General features: G+C 70.2%; 13 protein-coding genes. 9 read left to right on the plus strand and 4 right to left on the minus strand.

Going from position 1 to position 21,794, the window contains the following annotated elements; all coding sequences use genetic code 11:
* Positions 1-1,201: ABC transporter permease (locus EBL84_RS08505; RefSeq protein WP_148040278.1), on the minus strand; the 1,201-nt coding region annotated here is incomplete at its 3' end.
* Positions 1,171-1,881: an ABC transporter ATP-binding protein gene (locus EBL84_RS08510; protein WP_123140433.1), complete on the minus strand. Its 711-nt coding sequence runs from the start codon at positions 1,879-1,881 to the stop codon at positions 1,171-1,173. The genes EBL84_RS08510 and EBL84_RS08505, both read right to left, overlap by 31 nt.
* A 257-nt stretch (positions 1,882-2,138) precedes the next feature.
* Here EBL84_RS08510 and EBL84_RS08515 point away from each other — a divergent pair, with 257 nt between their 5' ends.
* The 6 genes from EBL84_RS08515 to mgtE all read left to right on the plus strand — a co-directional run bounded on the left by EBL84_RS08515 (position 2,139) and on the right by mgtE (position 9,098).
* Positions 2,139-3,323, plus strand: coding sequence for a glycoside hydrolase family 57 (locus EBL84_RS08515; RefSeq protein WP_123140434.1), 1,185 nt, complete (start codon positions 2,139-2,141; stop codon positions 3,321-3,323).
* A gap of 106 nt (positions 3,324-3,429) precedes the next feature.
* Positions 3,430-4,908 carry a glycosyl hydrolase family 57 gene (locus EBL84_RS08520; RefSeq protein ID WP_123140435.1) on the plus strand — a complete coding sequence of 493 codons (1,479 nt, stop codon included), beginning with the start codon at positions 3,430-3,432 and terminating at the stop codon, positions 4,906-4,908.
* Between the two features lie 128 nt (positions 4,909-5,036).
* Entirely contained in the window at positions 5,037-5,447 is a 411-nt protein-coding gene (gene fliL, locus EBL84_RS08525; RefSeq protein ID WP_123140436.1) for a flagellar basal body-associated protein FliL, read from the plus strand.
* A 26-nt stretch (positions 5,448-5,473) separates the two neighbouring features.
* Positions 5,474-7,087, plus strand: a complete 1,614-nt coding sequence (locus tag EBL84_RS08530) for an ExeA family protein (protein ID WP_123140437.1) — start codon at positions 5,474-5,476, stop codon at positions 7,085-7,087.
* Positions 7,084-7,542: a hypothetical protein gene (locus tag EBL84_RS08535; RefSeq protein ID WP_123140438.1), complete on the plus strand. Its 459-nt coding sequence runs from the start codon at positions 7,084-7,086 to the stop codon at positions 7,540-7,542. The genes EBL84_RS08530 and EBL84_RS08535 overlap by 4 nt, the downstream gene beginning before the upstream one ends.
* 113 nt (positions 7,543-7,655) lie before the next feature.
* Positions 7,656-9,098 (plus strand): magnesium transporter, encoded by a 1,443-nt coding sequence (mgtE, locus tag EBL84_RS08540; protein WP_123140439.1) that lies wholly within the window; start codon positions 7,656-7,658, stop codon positions 9,096-9,098.
* A 61-nt stretch (positions 9,099-9,159) separates the two neighbouring features.
* On the opposite strand, the gene nhaD is transcribed toward mgtE, so the two are convergent.
* Positions 9,160-10,584: a sodium:proton antiporter NhaD gene (gene nhaD / locus EBL84_RS08545; RefSeq protein ID WP_123140440.1), complete on the minus strand. Its 1,425-nt coding sequence runs from the start codon at positions 10,582-10,584 to the stop codon at positions 9,160-9,162.
* A 594-nt stretch (positions 10,585-11,178) separates the two neighbouring features.
* Here nhaD and EBL84_RS08550 point away from each other — a divergent pair.
* A complete protein-coding gene (locus EBL84_RS08550) occupies positions 11,179-12,747 on the plus strand; it encodes a PAS domain-containing methyl-accepting chemotaxis protein (RefSeq protein WP_190287920.1) in 1,569 nt (522 codons plus the stop codon).
* A gap of 120 nt (positions 12,748-12,867) precedes the next feature.
* Here the strand turns inward: EBL84_RS08550 and EBL84_RS08555 are convergent, their stop codons facing one another.
* Positions 12,868-15,711 carry a valine--tRNA ligase gene (locus EBL84_RS08555; protein WP_123140442.1) on the minus strand — a complete coding sequence of 948 codons (2,844 nt, stop codon included), beginning with the start codon at positions 15,709-15,711 and terminating at the stop codon, positions 12,868-12,870.
* Positions 15,712-16,334: 623 nt separating this feature from the next.
* On the opposite strand from EBL84_RS08555, the gene ppdK reads away from it, so the two are divergent.
* Both ppdK and hypF read left to right on the plus strand, forming a co-directional pair.
* Positions 16,335-19,106, plus strand: coding sequence for a pyruvate, phosphate dikinase (ppdK, locus tag EBL84_RS08560; RefSeq protein ID WP_123140524.1), 2,772 nt, complete (start codon positions 16,335-16,337; stop codon positions 19,104-19,106).
* A 39-nt stretch (positions 19,107-19,145) separates the two neighbouring features.
* Entirely contained in the window at positions 19,146-21,524 is a 2,379-nt protein-coding gene (gene hypF, locus EBL84_RS08565) for a carbamoyltransferase HypF (protein ID WP_223806979.1), read from the plus strand.
* The last annotated feature ends 270 nt before the right edge of the window (positions 21,525-21,794 follow it).

The raw sequence follows: 21,794 nt of genomic DNA on the forward strand, positions 1-21,794 counted from the left end.
CGGCCCAGCCCTGGGCGCGTCGCTCCAGCCCCTGGGCGCGCATCGCCTCGCGCGGCGCGACGCCAGCGGCCTCCAGTGCCGGGGCGAGCGCGGCGAGCAGCGCCACGCCGAGCGCCAGCCCGGCGCCGAGCACCAGGGTCGCGGGGTCGAGCGCGAGCGTGCTGACCTCGAGGCGGAAATAGAGATCGTCGATGGTGCGCGCGACCAGCTGCACCAGCCCCCGCCCGGCGAGGATGCCGAGGGCGATCCCGAGCAGTGCGCCGACCAGGGCGAGGGCCAGGGTCTCGGCGAGCACCAGTGCGGCGATCCGCGTACGGGTGGCGCCGAGCGCGCGCAGGGTGCCGAACAACGCGCGCCGGCGCACCACCGTGAAGGTCTGGGTGCTATAGACGATGAAGCCGCCGACCAGCAGCGCGATCAGGCTCATCGCCAGCAGGTTGATGCGAAAGGCGCGGGTCATCTCGTGGAGCGCCGCGCCGCGTTGGGCGCTCGCTTCCAGCCGCAGTCCCGGCGGTAGCGCGGCGGCGACCCCGGCTGCCGCCGCGGGCGGCAGCACCAGATCGATGCGATCGACCACGCCGTCGCGCCCGGCAAGCCACTGGGCGCTGCCGAGATCGGCGAGCGCAAGACCGTCGAGCCCCTGCTCGATCACCCCGACCAGTCGCGCCTGCCGGGTGTGGCCGCCGTGACGTACGCTCAGCCGGTCGCCGGGGACCGCGCCGAGACGGCGGGCATCGGTCGCGCCGAGCAGCAGCGCGCCGGGCTCGGTGAGCAGGGCGGCGAGCCGCGACAGGTCGGGCAGGGCCTCGGCGGCGAGCGCGTCGCCGCGCAGCGCGTCGGCCTGGAGCAGATCGATGCCGAGCAGGGTGAGGCCCTCGCCCTCGAGGCGCAGCGGTTGCTCGATCACCGGTGTGGCCGGGTAGGGGGCGAGGGCCCGCAGCAGTCGCGCGGCCTCGGCGTCGGCGATGCCCGTGCCGCTCGACTCGATGCGATGACTGGCGCGGCCGTCGAGCTGCTCGACCGAGAGCGCGATGGCGCGGCGCGCGCTGTCGTTGGCCAGCCCCACCGCGACCACCACCGCGACCCCGAGGGCGATGCCGAGCACCGCCAGCGCGCTCTGCCAGGGCTGGCGCGAGAGCTGGCGCAGGCTGATGCGGGCGAGCAGCGGGATCACCAGGACAGCGCCGTGTCGTCGGTGCACAGCCGGCCGCGTTCGAGGGTCAGCACCCGATCGGCGATCGCCGCCACCGCGCGGCTGTGGGTGACCAGCACCAGGGCGCGCCCCTGCTCGCGAAACAGCGCCGCGAGCAGCTCCAGCACCCGCGCGCCGGTGTCGGCGTCGAGGTTGCCGGTGGGCTCGTCGGCGAGCACCAGCGCGGGCGCGTGGATCAGCGCCCGACCGATCGCCACGCGCTGCTGCTCGCCGCCGGAGAGCTGGTCGGGGAAGGCCTCGGCGCGACCGTCGAGCCCGAGGCGTTCGAGCATCGCGCTACAGCGCGGTTGCGCCTCACGGGCGCGCACGCCGTCGAGTGCCAGCGGCAGGGCGAGGTTCTCGGCCACGGTCAGCTCGTCGATCAGGTTGAACGACTGATAGATGAAGCCGACGCGGCGGCGGCGCAGCCGGGTCAGCGCCGGTTCGCCGAGGGTCGAGAGCCGCGTGCCGTCGATCTCCACCCAGCCGTGATCGGGCCGGTCGATGCCGGCGAGCAGGTTGAGCAGCGTCGACTTGCCCGAGCCGCTGCGCCCGAGCAGCGCCACGCACTCGCCGGCATGGGCGCTGAGGCCGACGCCCTCGAGCACCCGGCGCTCGCCGTGGCCGCCGGCCTCGCGGTAGTGCCGGTGCAGGTCGTGGGCGCGAAGCAGGGCATCGGTGTGGGGCATCGCCTCTCCAGCGGGTGGCTGACGGGGGTGTCTCCCGGCGAGATGGTGGGCGGGGAGGGCGGGCACAAGGGGCAACGCCCGGCGCTATCGATGGGGTTGGATGAAATGGGGCGCGAGTGACCGTCATCCGAGCGTAGTATGTCTGTCCCGGACCCTCTGTTATGCTCTAGGGACGGTCGTCCGGCATCTCCGGGGCGCACCGGACACCACGGCCGGATGCCGTCGGTCGCTCATCACCCGTCGCGGGGTCGCTCGTCATGACTGTGCACCATGCGCTCGTGCTCAACCTGCACCAGCCCACCGGCAACCTCGAGCAGTTGCTCGAGCACCAGCCCTGGGAGGCGCGCGAGATCCTCTTCGCGCTCGATCGCATCCCGCGCAGCCTGTGGGGACACGAGGCGCTGGCGCGGGTCCACCTGTCGCTCTCCGGCACCCTGCTCGAGACCCTCTCCGACCCCGAGTTCCAGCAGCGCGTCTACGGCGTCGTCGACTGCGGCTCGCTGCTCTGGCACCTGCAGAACCAGCGGCTGTTCGAGATCCTCGGCACCGGCTATTACCACCCGGTGCTGCCGCTGACCCCCGAGGCCGATCGCCTCGAGCACCTCGGGCGCTGGCTGGGTGTGGCGCGCCATCTGTTCTGGCGCCCGCGCTTCGACGGCTTCTGGCCGCCGGAGATGGGCTTCTCGATGGAGCTGATCCCGCAACTGCGCGCCGCCGGTTATCGCTACGTGCTGGTCGACAGCGAGCACGTCGAGCCGGTCACGCCGATGAGCTGGCAGGCGCTGCGCTACCGTCCGCACATCGCCCGTCATGGTGGCGCCGAGATCGTGGTGGTGGTGCGCGATCGCGAACTCTCCGACGCCCAGGAGTCGGGGATGGAGGTCGACTGGTTCCTGCGCGAGGTCGCCGAGCGCACCAGGTGGTGCGACTTCGAGCCGCTGGTGACCACCGCCACCGACGGCGAGAACGGCGGCTGGTTCCGCAACGTCACCCCCGGAGCGAACTTCTGGAGCGCCTTCTATCTGCCGCTGCTCGAGCGCGTCGGCGCCGGGACGGCGGCGCTGGTGCCGACCTTCATCGGCGACTATCTCGAACATCACGGCTTCCACGGCGAGGTGCGGGTACGCACCGGGGCCTGGAACACCGGCTGGCATCACGGCCGCGACTTCACTCAGTGGACCGGCTCGGCGCGCCAGCGCGCGGCGCTCGATGACTGCGCCCGGGTCAGCGCCGCGCTGCACCAGGCGCGCCGGGCCGCCGGCGAGCGCGACGACGGTGAGGCCCTGACGGTGTTGGGCGAGGCGCTGAACGCCTTGTTGCGCGCCGAGACCAGCTGCAACTTCTATTGGGGCGAGGACTGGGTGGGGCGCGCCGAGGCCGACCTGGCGCGGGCGGGCGCGCTGCTCGCCGGGGCGTCGCCCGAGCCCGTCGCCGACGACTGAGCGCCGGGCTGGCGCGGCGGTGGCACGATGCCCGCCGCGCGGGATCCACGGGCGCGGCCCGTCGCCGCGCCCGCTCGTGCATCACCAGCAGCAGAGGAGCACCGCCGTGGACCAGTTACCCGAATACATCGACGAATTGCCCAACATCAGCGGTCACGAGGCCGAGGTCGCGCGGGTGGCGACAGCGGCGCGCGCGCGACCGCTGTTTGCCGCGCCCGGCGGCATCGACTTCCCGCGGGTGCGCGCGGCCACCGCCATCGCGCTGCATCAGCACCAACCGCTGATCCCGGCCGGCGGGTCGGACCTGCGCAGCGCCGCCATCATCAGCAACCTGCAATACATGATGGAGCACCAGGACATCGGCGATAACCACAACGCCCCGGCGTTCGTCTGGTGCTACAAGCGCATGGGCGAGTTCATCCCCCAACTGATCGGCGAGGGCCACGCGCCGCGCTGCATGCTCGAGTACTCCGGCACCCTGTTGCACGGGTTGCGGCGGATGGGCGAGCACGGGGTGATCGAGGCGCTGCAGACGATCACCTGCAACCCCGACTACAGCCCCGCGGTGGAGTGGCTCGGCATGCCCTGGGGCCACGCGGTGGCGCCCTCCACCCCGGTGCAGGACTACCGGCTGCACGTGCGTGCCTTCCAGCACCACTTCGCCGCCCTCTTCGGCTGGGAGGCGTTGGAGCGGGTACGTGGCTTCTCGCCCTCGGAGATGGCGCTGCCCAATCATCCGGACGTCGCCTACGAGTTCGTCAAGACCCTGGTCGACTGCGGTTATCAGTGGGTGCTGGTGCAGGAGCACACCGTGATCGAGCCCGAGACCGGCGCTCACCCGCGCCGCCCCCACCTGCCGCACCGGCTGGTGTGCACCAACTCCAAGGGCGAGCAGGTGAGCATCATCGCCATCGTCAAGACCCAGGGGTCAGACACCAAGCTGGTGGCGCAGATGCAGCCCTGGTACGAGGCCCAGGGGCTCGCGCCGCTGACCCTCGACGGGCATGAGGTGCCGCCGCTGGTCACCCAGATCGCCGACGGCGAGAACGGCGGGGTGATGATGAACGAGTTCCCGCCCAAGTTCATTGAGGTGGTGCGCGCGGCCAGTGGCTCCGACACCCCGTTGATGAACGTCAGCGAGTATCTCGAACACCTGTTCGCGCTCGGCGTGCGCGAGTCGGCGCTGCCCGAGGTGCAGCCGTTGTTCCAGGACCGCATCTGGGCGCGGATGCAGCCCGGCGACGGCCCGCAGCGACTGGCCGAGGTGATCGACACGCTCCAGCGCGAGGACGACCGCTTCCACATGGACGGCGGCAGTTGGACCAGCGATCTGTCCTGGGTGGCCGGCTATGACAATGTGCTCGGGCCGATGGAGGAGGCCAGCGCGCTGTTCAACGAGCGCGTGCTGGTGCCCGGGATCGATAGCGACGACCCGCGCTACCGCAACGCGCTCTTCCATCTGCTGTGCTCGCAGACGAGCTGCTACCGCTACTGGGGGCAGGGCGAGTGGACCGATTACGGGCGCGAGATCTGCCGCCGCGCGATGGCGATCATCGAGCACGACCTGCCGCGCCCCGGCGGTTGAGTAGAGGCGCCCGGGCCTGGCCCTTTGCCCGGCCGCCCGCCTGGGGTAGAGTCATCGGTTGGACGCCGGACGCAAGGACGGCACCTTCCGGCCCCAGGCGGGGCATCATACGTACACAGTGAAATCCCATGAAGAACGCAGTGACTCAGCTCGCACTCGTGCTGACCCTGGTGCTCGGGCTGGCACAGCTCCAGCCGGTCGCGGCCCAGGACGAGCCCTTTACCGATAACTACATCGCCATCGATCCGGCCCTGATCGTCAACCTCGCCGGCGAGAGCCGTACCCGTTTCCTCAAGGTCGGCATCGATCTCTATGTCCGCACCGCCGAGGCGGCCGACGCGGTCAATACCCATATGCCGCTGATCCGCGACCGGCTGATCAGCTATTTCGCCGGTCGCACGGTCGATGAGGTGAGTGCGCTCGATCAGCGTGATGCGCTGCGTCTGGGCGCGCTCAAGGCGGTACAGGAGGGGCTGCTCGAACAGGCCGGAACCTTTGCCGTCGATGGTCTCTATTTCGGCAGCTTCATCATCCAGTAAGCCGGCAGCCGCCGCGAGCGACAGCCGTGTATCCCAGTTATTTCGGTCTCTCCGAACCCTGTTTCTCGATCGCGCCCGATCCGCGCTATCTGTTCCTCAGCGCGCAGCATCGCGAGGCGCTCGCGCACCTGGTCTATGGCGCCGGCGAGCAGGGCGGTTTCGTGCTGCTCACCGGCGAGGTCGGCACCGGCAAGACCACGGTCTGTCGCGCCTTCCTCGAACAGCTGCCCGAGCACGTCGAGGTGGCGCTGATCCTCAACCCGTGCCTCACCGCCCGCGAGTTGCTGGTGGCGGTGTGCGAGGAGTTCGGCATCGCGATCGCCGCCGACGAGCGTTCGCTCAAGCGTCTGGTCGATGCCCTCAACCAGTATCTGCTGGCGCTGCACGCCGAGGGGCGACGCGCGCTGCTGATCATCGACGAGGCGCAGAACCTGCGCCCGCGCGTGCTCGAACAGATCCGTCTGCTCACCAACCTCGAGACCAGCACCCACAAGCTGCTGCAGATCTTTCTCATCGGCCAGCCCGAGCTGCGCCGGATGCTGGCACGCGCGCAGCTGCGTCAGGTCGATCAGCGGATCACCGCGCGGGTCCACCTGCACCCTTTCGATCATCACGAGACCAGCGCCTATATCGGCCACCGACTGGCCGTCGCCGGTTGTGAGCGGATGCCCTTCACCGCCATGGCGCTGTGGCGCATCCACCGCTGGAGCCGTGGTCTGCCGCGGCTGATCAACATCCTCTGCGACCGCGCCCTGCTCGGCGCCTATGTCAGTCGTCACCCACGGGTCGATGCCGGGATCGTCGCCCGCGCCGCGCGCGAACTCGGCGGCGACCCGGTCGATCATCATGACCGCTCGCGCGGCGCCTCCCCGACACTGGTCGTCGGGGCGGTGTTGGCCGTGGCGCTCGGGGCCGCCTGGTGGGGCATGGACTGGCTCGGCGCGAGGTCGTCGCACCCGCTTGCCGGGCCAGGCACGAGCAGCGAGGCCGAGGTCGTCGAGCCGTTGCCCCGGCGTCTCCCCGAAGCGTTGCGGGCGGCCGCCGCGACCGAACCCGAGGCGATGCTGCGGCTGCTGCGTCGCTGGGGTGTCGAGCTCGAAACCCTGGGCGAGGGCGCGCCCTGCGCGCGCGTCGCCACGCTCGGGCTGCGCTGCGAGTCGGGTCGGGGGGCGCTCGCGGTGCTGCGGCGGCTCGACCGCCCGGCGCTGCTCGCGGTCGAGCCCGAGAAGGATGCGCCCGAGGCGCGTTATCTGGTGCTTGCCGGGCTGCGCCGAGACACGGCGTTGATCGATGGCCCCGAGGGGGCGGTCGAGATCCCCGCCAAGGCGCTCGAGCGGGCCTGGTCGGGGGACTTCGTGGTGCTCTGGCAGCCGCCCCCGGTCGGCGGGGCGGTGATCGGTCCCGGCGACGAGGCCGAGGCGATCCGCTGGCTGCGCCGACTGCTCGCCGAGGTGCCGGAGCTGGGCTTCAGCGATCTCGAGACCCCCGGCTTCGACCCGGTGCTGCGCAAGGCGCTGGAGCGCTTCCAGCGCAGCCAGGGGCTGGAGGCCGACGGGCTGGCCGGCGCACGGACCCTGATCGCACTGCACAATCAGGTCGACCTGCCGGGGATCGCCCGGCTGCGGGAGGTCTCGCCATGAGTTTCATCCTCGAGGCATTGCGCCAGTCGGAGCAGGCGCGCGGGCACGATCGCTCGCCGCCGGCGCCGGCCCTCGCGCCGGCGCCGGTCCCCTCGCGCTGGGGATTGGTGGCGACGCTGCTCGCGACCCTGGCGCTGGCGGTGGCGCTCTACGGGGCGTGGCGGGTGTCGACGGTGCCGCTCGTGCCTGCAGCGGCGTCGGATACGGTCGCGTCCGCGCCGCCGCGGGTCGTCGTCGAGCCGTCGCCAACCCCGCCGCCAGTCCCCCGGTCGTTGCCTGAGGCGCCCGGGGCTGTCGAGCCGCCCGAGTCGCCCGGGCCGCCACCGCCGAGCGTCGACCCGGCGCCGCCGGTGGCGGCCCTGCCCGCGGAGCTGCTGCGCGATATCGAGTCGTTCAAGCGTGAACTCGAGCGCACCCGGACCACGGCCCCCGCGACGCCCGTCCCGGGGCGCTGACCGTCACGCCGGATCGGTATAATCGCCTCGGTCCGCGGTCGCGCGGCGCGCGGCCTGTGCGAGGTCGTCCGCACGGCGATCCCCTCATCCCCGCTCAGCCCGGCCTCACGCGCATGTCACAGTCGAAATCCCGCGATCCCGACGTCCTCCACCGTCATCTGCGCGACGTGCAGGAGCTGCTCTCGCGCCAGCGTCTGGTCGACGAGCTGGTGCATCGTCAGCAGATGCCGCACCGCGACCTGGTCGAGTCGATCACCCACAAGCAGAATCTGGCGCGGTTGCAGCGCAAGCTCGACCGTCTGCACCCGGCCGATATCGCCTGGATCCTCGAGACCCTGCCGCTCGCCGACCGGCTGTTCGTGTGGGAGCTGGTGCGTGCCGACAAGGACGGCGACATCCTCCTCGAGGTCTCCGACGCGGTGCGCGCGAGCCTGCTCGAGACCATGGACCATTACGCGCTCAAGGCGATGGCACTGGGTCTCGACGCCGACGAGCTGGCCGATCTCGCCCCCGACCTGCCGCCCGAGGTGGTGCAGGCGGTGCTCGCCGCACTCGATCAGGACGAGCAGGCGCACGTGCGCGAGGCGATGTCCTACCCCGAGGGCACGGTCGGCGCGCTGATGGACTTCGACCTGATCAAGGTTCGCGAGCAGGTCACCCTGGGCGCGGTGCTGCGTTATCTGCGCCGCTTCGGCGCGCTCCCGGACCACACCGACAAGCTCTTCGTGGTCGATCGCGAGGAGCGCTTCCGTGGTCTGCTGACGCTCGAATCCCTGCTGGTCAACGCCCCCGAGCGCACCGTCTCCGAGGTGATGAAATCGCGCGCGGTGGTCACCTTCCGCCCCGACGACGACGCCGGCGCCGCGGCCCAGGCCTTCGAGCGCTACGACCTGGTCTCGGTGCCGGTGGTCTCGGAGCGCGATCGGGTGATCGGGCGACTGACGGTCGACGACATGGTCGACTACATCCGCGAGGAGTCCGAGGCCGAGATCCTCGGCAACGTCGGTCTGCGCGAGGAGGAGGATCTGTTCGCGCCGGTGATCCGCTCGGTGAAGAACCGCTGGGCCTGGCTGGCGATCAACCTGATCACCGCCTTCGTCGCCTCGCGGGTGATCGATCTGTTCGAGGACTCGATCGGTCAGTTGGTGGCGCTCGCCGCGCTGATGCCGATCGTCGCCGGGATCGGCGGCAATGCCGGCAACCAGACCATCACCATGATCGTGCGCGCGATTGCCATGGGGCAGGTCGAATCGGCGGCGCTGGGACGCTTGTTGCGCAAGGAGCTGGGGGTGGCGCTGATCAACGGTCTGGTGTGGGGCGGGGTGGTCGGGGTGCTCGCCGGGGTGCTCTACGGCAGTCCCGGACTGGGGGTGGTGATGATCGCCGCGATGACCCTCAACCTGCTGCTGGCGGCCACCGCCGGGGTGTTGATCCCGCTGTTGCGCCAGCGCTTCGGCGGCGACCCGGCGCTCGGCAGTTCGGTGCTGATCACCGCGCTGACCGACTCCGGCGGGTTCTTCATCTTCCTCGGACTGGCGACCCTGTTGCTGCTCTGAGCGCCGGCCCCGGGCGGGGCCGGCGTGGTCGGTCCACGCCGGGCGGCGTGGACCGGCGCGATCAGCCGCCCACCGGCATCGAGAAGTAGCGGTGGTTGATGATGAAGTGAGCGAGGATGCTCACCACGTAGCCGAGCGCGATCACCGGGGTCCAGCGCAGGTGGCCGAAGAAGGTGTACATGCCCTTCGACTGCCCCATCAGCGCCACGCCCGCCGCCGAGCCGATCGACAGCAGGCTGCCGCCGACGCCGGCGGTGAGGGTGACCAGCAGCCACTGGCCCTGGGTCATGTCGGGGTTCATGGTCAGCACCGCGAACATCACCGGGATGTTGTCGACGATCGCCGAGAGCACGCCGACCAGGGTGTTGGCGATGGTCGGGCCGAGATCACCGTAGGCGACCTGCGAGACCAGCTCGAGATAGCCGATGAAGCCGAGACCGCCGACGCAGAGGATGACGCCGTAGAAAAACAGCAGGGTGTCCCACTCGGCGCGCGCCACGCCGGTGAAGATGTCGAAGGGGAGGGTGTCCTCGATCTCGCCGCGCTTGATGGTGGCCTGCTCGCCGGTCTTCTTGAGATAGAAGCCGAAGAACTTGAGATAGGCCAGACCGGTCATCATGCCGAGCACCGGCGGCAGGTGGTAGAAGTTGTGGAAGCTCACCGCGGTGGCGATGGTGGCGAGGAACAGCAGCACGATGCGCAGCGCGCCGCGCTTCATCCGCACCCGCTCGTCGCTCGGCGGCGGGGTCTCGTTGGGGATGGCGCGGTGCATGAAGGCGGCCGGCACGGCGAAGTTGAGCACCGAGGGGATGAACAGCGCGAAGAAGGTCTGGAAGTCGATCAGACCCTTCTGCCACACCATCAGCGTGGTGATGTCGCCAAACGGGCTGAAGGCGCCGCCGGCGTTGGCCGCGACCACGATGTTGATGCAGGCGAGGCCGACGAAGCGCGGGCTGTCGGCGCCGACGGCCATGACCACGGCGCACATCAGCAGCGCGGTGGTGAGGTTGTCGGCCACCGGCGAGATGAAGAAGGCGAGCAGACCGGTGGTCCAGAACAGGGTGCGGTAGCTGAAGCCCATACGGATCAGCCAGGAGCGCAGCGCGTCGAACACCTGCCGCTCCTCCATGGCGTTGATGTAGGTCATCGCCGCGAGCAGGAACAGGAACAGCTCGCCGAACTCCATGATGTTGTGACGCACCGCCTCGGCGGCGGCCTCGGGCGCGCCGTGGTGGGTGGTGTAGTAGTAGGCGATGATCAGCCAGATCGCGCCGGCGGCGAGCACCACCGGCTTGGACTTGCGCAGGTGGGTGAACTCCTCGGCCATGACCAGGGCGTAGGCGGCGACGAAGATCGCCAGCGCCGAGAAGCCGACCCAGCTGGTGGTCAGGTCGAAGTGCTCGACGGCCGACTCCGAGGCCATGGCCAAGGCCGGTGAGATGAACAAGAGGGCGGTGATCAGCCCCCTGAAGACGGGATGATGCATAGGGTTTCCTTGTGTGTGAGGGTTCGTGACGACCACGGCGCGGGCAGGCCGGCCGCTCGACCGGGACGCCGTGGAACACGGATTTTCGCAAACGAAAAACACTTTAGGATGCCGCTTGGCAAAGGTTTCTGGCAAGTCCCGTGCCTTTTCTCGTCCCCCCTTCGGGCCCCAGTCCCGCTGGCCGGAGCCGTGCGCTCGCATGCCCCGGGTCCGTGGCGGCTGAGGGTGCCGGTCCACGAAGCGGTGTCCGGCAATCCTGGCCGCTGATGCGTCGCTGCGCTCGTCATCCTGATCGCCGGTCCGATTCCTGAACGGGCCGACGAGCGGCATCTGGGTGCATCACTGCACTGGCGCGGTGCGAGAAGCGGTCACTGCATCGTCAGCACGCTACGTGTCTTGAAAAGCCCCTGATGGGGGCCATTGCTTGGAGACGATCGGCTCGGGATTCAGGGCTGGAGGTGAGCGTGGCCGATTCGTTCTGAGCGCTCGCCGGTGTCGCCCGTGGCACGTCGGTGTTCACGATGCCCGGTGGTGGCTGCCCGGTATGACCTGAACCAACACGATGGACCAGGATGGGGGGCTCGGATGTTGGAGATGCACGTTCAAACGGGTCGGGTCGGCGGGGATCGCAAGCGCGACAGGACGGTCATCGACACGGAGGTCACCTTCGATCGGGAGCGACAGCTGGTGTCGACGACCGATCTGCGTGGAATCATCACCTATGCCAACGACGCCTTCGTCGAGGTCAGCGGCTACACCCTCGACGAGCTGGTCGGGCGACCGCACAACATCGTGCGCCACCCCGATATGCCCGCCGAGGCCTTCGGCGACATGTGGGAGAAGCTCAAGGCCGGCGAGAGCTGGCGCGGGCTGGTCAAGAACCGCTGCAAGGACGGGCGTTACTACTGGGTCGACGCCTATGTCACGCCGATCTTCGAGCGCGGCGAGCGCGTCGGCTACCAGTCGGTGCGCACCTGTCCGGCCGGACGTCAACTGATCGAGCGCGCCGAGCATCTCTACGCGCGGATGCGGCGCGGTCGGCGGGTGGACGTGTTGCGGCTGGTCCGGCTGGTCACGCCCTGGGTGGTGGGGACGTTCGCCCTTGCTGCCGCCGCCTGGCTGTTGTCGCCCTGGGTGATCGCCGGCGCCCTGATCGCCACCCTGACGCTGTTGGTCGGCGGGGCCGAGCTGGTCGGCTGCCTGCGCCTGTTGCGACGGATGCGCCAGGAGTACGACAGCATCAGTCGTCAGGTCTATGCCGGCGACTCGGTGGCCGACGTCGTGCGTTTTCGGGTCGGTCTGCTCGAGGCGCGGGTACGCACCATCCTCGGTCGGGTGACCGATCGCGCCGACAAGCTCAAGCTGCTCGCCCAGCGCACCGCCGATGCCTCCGCCGAGACCCTCGGCGATGTCGAGCTGCAACGCAACGAGCTCTCGCAGATCGCCACCGCGATGACCCAGATGAGTACCACCATCACCGACATCGCCAACATCACCAACGAGTCCGAGGGGCTGCTGGAGCGTACCAGCGCCAACTGCACTAGTGCCCGCGATCGCATCCACCACAGCGCCCAGCGCACCCTACGGCTGGCCGATACCATGGAGGCGGTGGCCGGGCAGTCGAACGATCTGCGTCAGGCCGCCGACAAGGTCGGCGGGGCGATGCAGGAGATCAACGGGCTGGCCGAGCAGACCAATCTGCTCGCGCTCAACGCCGCGATCGAGGCGGCGCGCGCCGGCGAGCACGGGCGCGGCTTCTCGGTGGTGGCCGACGAGGTGCGCAACCTCTCCACCCGCACCCAGCGCTTCACCGGCGAGATCCGTACCAATATCGAGCAGATGAATGCCTATATCGCCTCCCTGGTGCAGTCGCTCGGCGACAGCGTCGAGGGCGCAAGGGTGTGCTCGACCGACAGTCGCGAGTCGATCACCCTGGTCGAGGAGATCACCGAGCAACTCGGTCAGGTGCTCGACTACATCCACCGCGTCGCCTCGGCGACCGAGGAGCAGGGCGCGGTGGCCGAGGAGATCAGCCGCAACAGTCATCGCGTCGACGATGCCGCGCGCAACACCCTGGAGAAGAGCCGCGAGCTGGCCGAGGTCGCCGACGAGGCGCTCAGACAGCTGCAGCGTCTCCACGACATGAGCCGCACCTTCGGTTGAGGACGACGCGCCCCGGTCGCGTTCAAGGCGTTTGTCGGAGGGGAGGGGGAGCCGGGCGCGCCGCTGCGCGCCCGGCGTGGTCCGGCCGGGATTGCCCCAGCCGGTCGCCAGCGTTGTGGCTCAGAGTGCGGCGATGCGCTCGCGCTGGGCGCGCAGTTCGGCGATCGCGCGGCTGTGGTCCTCGAGCTTGGCGCGCTCCTTGTCCACCACCGCCGCCGGTGCCTTGTCGACGAAGTTGGGGTTGGCGAGCTTGCCCTCGGTGCGCTTGACGTCGTTCTCCAGACGCTCGATCTCCTTGTCGAGTCGCTTTAGCTCGGCCGCCTTGTCGATCAGCCCCGCCATCGGGATCAGCACCTTCATCTCCCCGACCAGGGCGATGGCCGACTCCGGCGCCGCCGCCGGGTCGTCGAGCACGGTGACCGACTCGGTGCGGGCGAGGAAGTCGAGATAGTGGCGTGCGCTCTCCAGCCGCGCCCGATCCTGCGCCGAGGCGTTGGTCACCAGCACCGGCAGCTGCTTGCCGGGGGCGATGTTCATCTCGCCCTTGATCCGTCGCACCCCGAGCACGAACTGCTTCACCCACTCGATCTCGGCGACCGCCTCGGGGTCGGCCGCTGCGGCGTCGACCTTGGGGTAGGGTGCGAGCATGATGGTCTCGCCCTCGACGCCGGCGAGCGGGCGCACCTTCTGCCAGATCTCCTCGGTGATGAAGGGCATGATCGGGTGGGCCAGACGCAGCAGCGTCTCCAGCGTGTGGACCAGGGTGTGACGGGTGCCGCGCTTGGCCGCGTCGCTCGCCTCGGCACCGGTGAGCACCGGCTTGCACAGCTCCAGGTACCAGTCGCAGAAGGCGTTCCAGGTGAACTCGTAGATCGCCTGGGCGGCGTGGTCGAAGCGGTAGTGATCGATGGCGTCGGTCACCGTGGCGGTGGTCTCGGCCAACCGCGCGCGGATCCAGCGATCGGCGGCGCTCAGTTCGAGCGCGCCGCCGGCGGCGCCGCAGTCCTCGCCCTCGGTGTTCATCAGCACGTAGCGCGAGGCGTTCCACAGCTTGTTGCAGAAGTTGCGGTAGCCCTCGATGCGCCCGAGGTCGAACTTGATGTCGCGCCCTGTCGAGGCGAGCGCGGCGAAGGTGAAGCGCAGCGCGTCGGTGCCGTAGCCGGCGATGCCCTCGGGGAAGTCCTTGCGGGTGGCCTTGGTGATCTTCTCGGCCAGATGCGGCTGCATCATCCCCTTGGTGCGCTTCTCGACCAGGTCCTCCAGCTCGATGCCGTCGATCAGGTCGATGGGGTCGAGCACGTTACCCTTCGACTTCGACATCTTGTCGCCGTGGGCGTCGCGCACCAGGCCGTGGATGTAGACCTCGCGGAAGGGCACCTCGCCCATGAACTTGAGGCCCATCATGATCATCCGGGCGACCCAGAAGAAGATGATGTCGAAGCCGGTGACCAGCACCGAGGTCGGGTAGAAGGTCTTGAGGCGTTCGGTGTCCTCGGGCCAGCCGAGGGTGCTGAAGGGCCACAGCGCGGAGCTGAACCAGGTGTCGAGCACGTCGTCGTCCTGACGCAGCTCGATCTCGGGGCCGAAGTCGTGACGCTCGCGCACCTCCGCCTCGGAGCGTCCGACATAGACGTTGCCCTCGCTGTCGTACCAGGCCGGGATGCGGTGTCCCCACCAGATCTGGCGGCTGATGCACCAGTCCTGGATGTTGCGCATCCACTCGAAATAGGTGTTCTTCCAGTTGTCGGGGACGAAGCGGATGTCGCCGTTCTCCACCGCCGCGATCGCCGGTTCCGCCAGCGGCTGCACGCGCACGTACCACTGATCGGTGAGATAGGGCTCGATCACCGCCCCGGAGCGGTCGCCGCGCGGCTGCTGCAGCTTGTGGTCGCGCACCGCCACCAGCAGACCCTGGGCCTCGAGATCGGCGACGATGCGCTTGCGCGCCTCGTAGCGGTCGAGTCCGACATAGGCATCGGGGATCAGCTTGCCCTCGTCGGGCTCGTTGGCGCGGATCGCCGCATCCGCGGTGAAGATGTTGATCAGGCCGCCGTGGGGCTGGTCGGCGATCGCCGACTCGTCGCGATGACGCAGCCACACCTGGTGGTCGTTGAAGTCGTGCGCCGGGGTGATCTTCACGCAGCCGGTGCCGAACTCGGGGTCGGCGTGCTCGTCGGCGACTATCGGGATGCGCCGTCCGGTCAGCGGCAGCTCGACGTACTCGCCGATCAGGTGGCTGTAGCGGTGGTCCTCCGGGTTGACCGCCACCGCGCAGTCACCGAGCAGGGTCTCGGGGCGGGTGGTCGAGACCACCAGATAACGCACCTTGGCCATGCGCATCGGCCGCACCAGCGGATAGCGCATCTCCCACATGTGGCCCTGCTCCTCCTCGGAGAGTACCTCCAGGTCGGAGACGGCGGTGTGCAGCACCGGGTCCCAGTTGACCAGACGCTTTCCGCGGTAGATAAGCCCTTCCTCGTAGAGCCGCACGAAGACCTCGCGCACCGCCTCGGACAGCCCCTCGTCCATGGTGAAGCGCTCGTGCTCCCAGTCGAGCGAGGCGCCCATGCGGCGCAGCTGACGGGTGATGTTGCCGCCGGACTCGCTCTTCCACTGCCACACCCGGTCGGTGAAGGCCTCGCGACCGAGATCGTGACGGGTCTTGCCCTCGGCGTCGAGCAGCCGCTCGACCACCATCTGGGTGGCGATACCGGCGTGATCGCTGCCCGGCTGCCACAGCGTCTGCTTGCCCTGCATCCGCTGGTAGCGGATCAGCGCGTCCATGATGGTGTCCTGGAAGGCGTGCCCCATGTGCAGGCTGCCGGTGACGTTCGGCGGCGGGATCATGATGCAATAGGCACCCGACTCGCCCTGCTGTGTCCGCGGGACGAAGTAGCCTCGCTCCTCCCAGTGGCTGTACCAGGTCTTCTCCAGGTTCTGCGGGTCGTAATTCTTGTCCAGCATGTCGGTTCAGGGCTCGTTGATGGTGCGAATGCGAAACCTGTCAGTATACCCGATGCAAAGGGCCTGAAAATGACGGACGAGGACGGTCGCCAGCGACCAGGAGGCTTGAACCGCTATGACGCGAAGGCCGCAAAGGAGATGAGACGTATGCAACCCGTAGGGTGGGCAAAGCGCAGCGTGCCCACCGGGTGCGAGCGATGACCTGCGAGATGGAGCGGGGAAGGCGACCAGCCGCCAGCCGCCAGGCTTGAACCGCAAAGCCGCGAAGCGCGCAAAGGGGATGATGCGAGATGCCGGCGCGAGGCCACGGACGGCGCGGGTCCGCACCACCGTCGGGTGATCGCGCCCACTGGTGGCTGATCGCTGGCGGCTGTCGGCTCAATCCCCCTTCGCGTCCTTCGCGGCTTTGCGGTTCAAGCCTCTCCGCGACTGGCGACTGGCGACTGGCGGCTGGCGGCTGGCGGCTGGCGGCTGGCAACTGGTGGCTGGAAGCTGACGACTGGCGACTGGCAGCCCGCCCCCCGCATTTCCCCGTGCGTTTCCTCGTCGACACGATAGACTCGAAGCCGACGCCGCCGGCGTGGCCGGCATCCATTCGCACACGAACGAGAGGACCGATGATGATGGCGACGACCACCCAGTCCGTGTTCGCATTCGAGGACGGCGACGGCAAGGACAAGCAACTGCTCGGCGGCAAGGGGGCGAATCTCTGCGAGATGACCCAGATCGGGCTCAACGTGCCGCCCGGCTTCGTGATCGCCACCACCGCCTGTCTCGACTATCTGGCCGCGCCCGAGCAGGGGCTGCCGGCGGCGCTGATGGAGGAGGTGCGCGCGCAGATGCGCGCGGTCGAGGAGAAGACCGGCAAGGGCTTCGGCGACCCCGACAACCCGCTGCTGGTCTCGGTGCGCTCGGGCTCGGCGATGTCGATGCCGGGGATGATGGACACCATCCTCAACCTCGGGCTCAACGCCGCCACCCTGCAGGGCGAGATCCGCGCCACCGGTGACGCGCGCTTCGGCTACGACGCCTATCGCCGCTTCATCCAGCTCTTCGGCAAGGTCGCGCTCGGCATCGACGACGCGGTCTTCGACACCGCCTTCGACGAGATCAAGCGCGCCGCCCACGCCCGCCAGGACGTCGATCTCTCGGCGCGCGAACTCGAACAGGTCTGCGAGCGCTTCCTCGCGCTGGTGCGCGAGCACACCGGCCAGCCCTTCCCCGAGGACCCCTACCAACAGCTCGAACTCGCCATCCAGGCGGTGTTCAACAGCTGGCAGGGCAAGCGCGCGGTCGACTACCGGCGTCAGTTCCACATCACCCCGGAGATGGCCAACGGCACCGCCGTCAACGTCGTCACCATGGTCTTCGGCAATCGCGGCGAGGACTCGGCCACCGGCGTGGCCTTCACCCGCAACCCGGGCACCGGCGAGAACCGGCTCTACGGCGAGTATCTGGTCAACGCCCAGGGCGAGGACGTGGTCGCCGGCATCCGCACCCCCAAGCCGATCGACCGCCTCGCCGACGAGATGCCGGAGATGGCCACCGCGCTCGCCGAGCTGCGCGACAAGCTCGAACGCCACTACCGCGAGGTGCAGGACTTCGAGTTCACCATCGAGCGCGGCCAGCTCTACTGCCTGCAGACGCGCAACGGCAAGATGAACGCCACGGCGATGGTGCGCACCTCGGTGGAGATGGTCGAGGAGGGGCTGATCGAGCGCGAGCGCGCGCTGCTGCGCATCGCCCCCGACCTGCTCGAACAGATGCTCTTCCCCCGGCTCGACCCCGGGGTGGTGGCCGAGTCCGTCGCCCAGGGGCTGCCGGCCTCGCCGGGGGCGGCCTCGGGGATCGCGGTGTTCGACGCCGACCGCGCCGAGCAGCTCGGGCGCGAACAGGGGCTGAAGGTGATCCTGGTGCGCGAGGAGACCAAGCCCGAGGACATCCACGGCTTCTTCGCCGCCGCCGGCATCCTCACCTCGCGCGGCGGCAAGACCTCGCACGCGGCGGTGGTTGCGCGCGGCATGGGCAAGCCCTGCGTGGCCGGGGCCGAGGGCATCAGCGTCGACGTCGAGCGACGCGAGGCGCGGGTCGGGCTGACCCGCTTTCGCGAGGGCGAGATCATCACCATCGACGGCACCTCGGGCAAGGTCTACATCGGCGCCATCGCCACCGTCGAGCCGGAGTTCACCGCCGAACTCGGCACCCTGCTCGGCTGGGCCGACGCGCACGCCCGGCTGCGCGTGCTCGCCAACGCCGATACCCCGGACGACGCCCGCCGGGCGCGCCGCTATGGCGCCGTCGGTATCGGGCTGGCGCGCACCGAGCGGATGTTCAACGACGTCGAGCGGTTGCCGATCGTCATCGAGATGATCGTCGCCGAGACCCCGGAGCAGCGTCAGGACGCGCTCGACCGGCTGCTGCCGCTGCAACGCGCCGACTTCCAGTCGCTGTTCGAGGTGATGTCGCCCAACCCGGTGACCATCCGTCTGCTCGACCCGCCGATCCACGAGTTCCTCCCCGACGCCCAGGTGCTCGAACGCGAGATCGCCGACCTGCGCGCGCTCGAGTGCGGCGCGCGCGGGCTCGGCGTGCTCGCCGGGGCGATGGGCCTGCTGCACGCCGAGGACACCCTGCGTCACGAGGTCGACCGCGCCCGGCGGCTGGTCGAGCCGGCGCTGGTCGAGGAGGCGATCGCCAAGAAGGAGGCGATGCTGCGCAAGGTGCGCCTGCTCTACGAGACCAACCCCATGCTCGGCCATCGCGGCGTGCGGCTCGGCATCACCTTCCCCGAGATCTACCAGATGCAGGTGCGCGCCATCCTCGAGGCCGCCGCCGAGTGCGCCAAGGCCGGCATCGAGGTCCATCCCCAGATCAAGGTGCCGCAGGTCTGCACCGCGCAGGAGCTGCGCATGGTCCGCGCCTCGGTCGAGACCATCCACGCCGAGGTCGCCGAGCGCTACGGTGCGCCGGTCGCCTTCCGCTTCGGCACCATGATCGAGGTGGTGCGCGCCTGCATGCGCGCCGAGTCGCTCGCCGAGGAGGCCGACTTCTTCTCCTTCGGCACCAACGATCTCACCCAGGCGACCTTCTCGTTCTCGCGCGAGGACGCCGAGAACAAGTTCCTGCCGCTCTACAACCAGTCCGGCATCCTCCAGGACAACCCCTTCGACGTGCTCGACCGCAAGGGCGTCGGCAAGCTCATGGAGCTGGCGGTGGAGTGGGGGCGGCGGGTCAAGCCCAACCTGCACGTCGGCATCTGCGGCGAGCACGGCGGCCACCCCGACTCCATCGCCTTCTGCCATCAGGCCGGGCTCGACTACGTTAGTTGCTCCGGTCCGCGGGTGCCGGTGGCGCGGCTGGCGGCGGCGCACGCCGCGCTGGCCGGGCGGCAATGAGGGGCATGGTCCGGCGTGCGCGGCGAGGGCGCGGCTAGGGTGTCGGGGGCGGACGGGAGCGGCGCACCGGCCGAGTCGATCCGGGTGCGCGGTCAGGTGCAGGGTGTCGGCTTCCGCCCGACGGTGTGGCGGCTGGCGCGCGACTGCGCCCTGGTCGGCGATGTCCGCAACGACGGCGAGGGCGTGCTGATCCGCGCCCGGCCCGGCGCCGGCGCGCCGCCCGAGGCGATCGCGCGCTTCTGCGCCCGGCTGCGCGCCGAGTGCCCGCCGCTGGCGCAGATCGAGCGCATCGAGCGCGCGCCGCTCGCCGACCCCGCCGCGCTCGCCGGGGTCGGCGACTTCGTCATCGTCGCCAGCGCCGACACCCCGGTGCACACCGCCATCGTCCCCGATGCCGCCACCTGCAGCGCCTGCGCCGCCGAGGTGCGGGACCCGGCGAACCGCCGTCATCGCTACCCCTTCACCAACTGCACCCACTGCGGGCCACGGCTGTCGATCGTCGAGTCCATCCCCTACGATCGGGCCAACACCAGCATGGCGCGCTTCCCGCTGTGCCCGGCGTGCGCGCGCGAGTACGCCGACCCCGCCGACCGGCGCTTCCACGCCCAGCCCAACGCCTGCCCGGTGTGCGGCCCGCGGGTCTGGCTCGCCGGGGCCGACGGGCGGGCACTGGAGGAGACCGGGGCCGACCCCATCGCCGCCGCCAGCGCCCGGCTCGCCGCGGGCGAGATCCTCGCCATCAAGGGCATCGGCGGCTTCCATCTCGCCTGCGACGCCGGCAACGACCGGGCGGTGGCCGAGCTGCGTCGGCGCAAGCGGCGCCCAAGCAAGCCCTTCGCGCTGATGGCGCGCGATCTCGCGGTGGTGCGCCGCCACTGCCTGCTCGCCCCCGGCGAGGCCGAGACCCTCGCCAGCCCCGCCGCGCCCATCGTGCTGCTGGCGCGGCGCGCCGACGGCGCCCCGCTCGCCGAGGCGGTCGCGCCCGGCCAGTCGACCCTGGGGATGCTGCTGCCCTACAGCCCGCTGCACCTGCTGCTGCTCGCCGAGTGGACGCGCCCGCTGGTGATGACCAGCGGCAACCGCGCCGGCGCGCCGCAGTGCATCGACAATGACGAGGCGCTGCAGGCGCTCGCCGGGATCGCCGACGCCTGGCTGCTGCACGACCGCGACATCCGCAACCGTGTCGACGACTCGGTGGTGCGCACCATCGCTGCGCGCCCCCGGCTGCTGCGCCGCGCCCGTGGCCATGCCCCCGGCGCGCTCGTCCTGCCGCCGGGGCTGGCGCAGGGCGCGGCGACGGTCGCGCTCGGCGGCGAGCTGAAGAACACCTTGTGTCTCGGTGACGGCGAGCGGGCAATCCTCAGCCAGCACCTCGGCGATCTCGAAGAGGCGGGCAGCGCGCGCGCCTGGGTGGCCACCCTGGCGCGCTATCTGGCGCTGTTCGAGCACCGGCCCACGCGCATCGCGATCGACGCCCACCCCGACTATCGCGCCAGCCAGTACGGTCGCGACTGGGCCGCGCGCGCCGGGCTGGCGCTGGTCGAGGTGCAACACCACCACGCCCATATCGCCGCGCTGCTCGCCGAGCACGGTCGCCCGCCCGAGGCCGGGCCGGTGCTCGGCATCGCCCTCGACGGGCTCGGTTGGGGGGAGGACGGCACCCTCTGGGGCGGCGAGCTGCTGCAGGTCGACTATCGCGGGTCGCGACGGCTCGGCGGGCTGTGCCCGGCGGCGCTGCCGGGCGGGGCGCGGGCGATGGTCGAGCCCTGGCGCAACCTGCTCGCCCAGCTCGAACGCGCCGGGCTGCTCGATGCCGCGCTGCGCCGCTGGGCCGCGCTCGAGGCGGTGCGCGCGCTCGCCGCGCAGCCGCTCGAGGCGCTACGCACCCTGATCGCGCGCGGGCTCAACGCCCCGCCGTCGAGTTCGGCGGGGCGGCTGTTCGACGCCGTCGCCGCCGCGCTCGGTCTCGCCCCGACCCGGCTCGGCTACGAGGGCGAGGCCGCGATCGCCGTCGAGACCCTGGCCGCCACCGTGCCCCCCGCGCCCGAGGGCTACCCCTTCGCCCTCGACACCGCCGTCGACGGTCGGCTGATGATCGACCCCGCGCCGCTGTGGCCCGCGTTGTTCGACGATCTCGCCGCCGGGACCACCCCGGCGCGCGCCGCCGCGCGCTTCCACGACGGCCTGATCCACGCCCTGGTCGCATGCGCCACCCGTCTCTGCGCCAGCCACCGGCTCGACACCGTCGCCCTCAGCGGCGGCGTCATGCAGAACCGCCGCCTCGTCGAACCCCTCGCCACCGCCCTGGAGGCGCAGGGCCTCCAGGTCCTCCTCCACCGTCGCGTCCCCGCCAACGACGGCGGATTGGCGCTGGGGCAACTGTGCGTGGCGCGCGCGCGAGAACAATCCGCCCCGTAGGCCGGGCAAAGCGCAGCGTGCCCGGCGGCGTTGACGGTTCGGGGACTTGAACCGCAAAGAGCCCGTCCTTCCCGTCAACCGCCGACCATGCACGCCCGTCTCCCCCACTGGAGGCTGGAGGCTGGAGGCTGATCGCTGGAAGCTGATTCGAACCGCAAAGATACCGTCTTGCCCGTCAATCGCCGATCATGCACACCAGCCTCCCCGACTGGAGGCTGGAAGCTGATCGCTGGAAGCTGGTTCGAACCGCTAAGACACAAAGAACGCGAA

It is taken from the genome of Marichromatium sp. AB31, assembly GCF_003718685.1.
Classification (GTDB): Bacteria; Pseudomonadota; Gammaproteobacteria; order Chromatiales; family Chromatiaceae; genus Marichromatium; species Marichromatium gracile.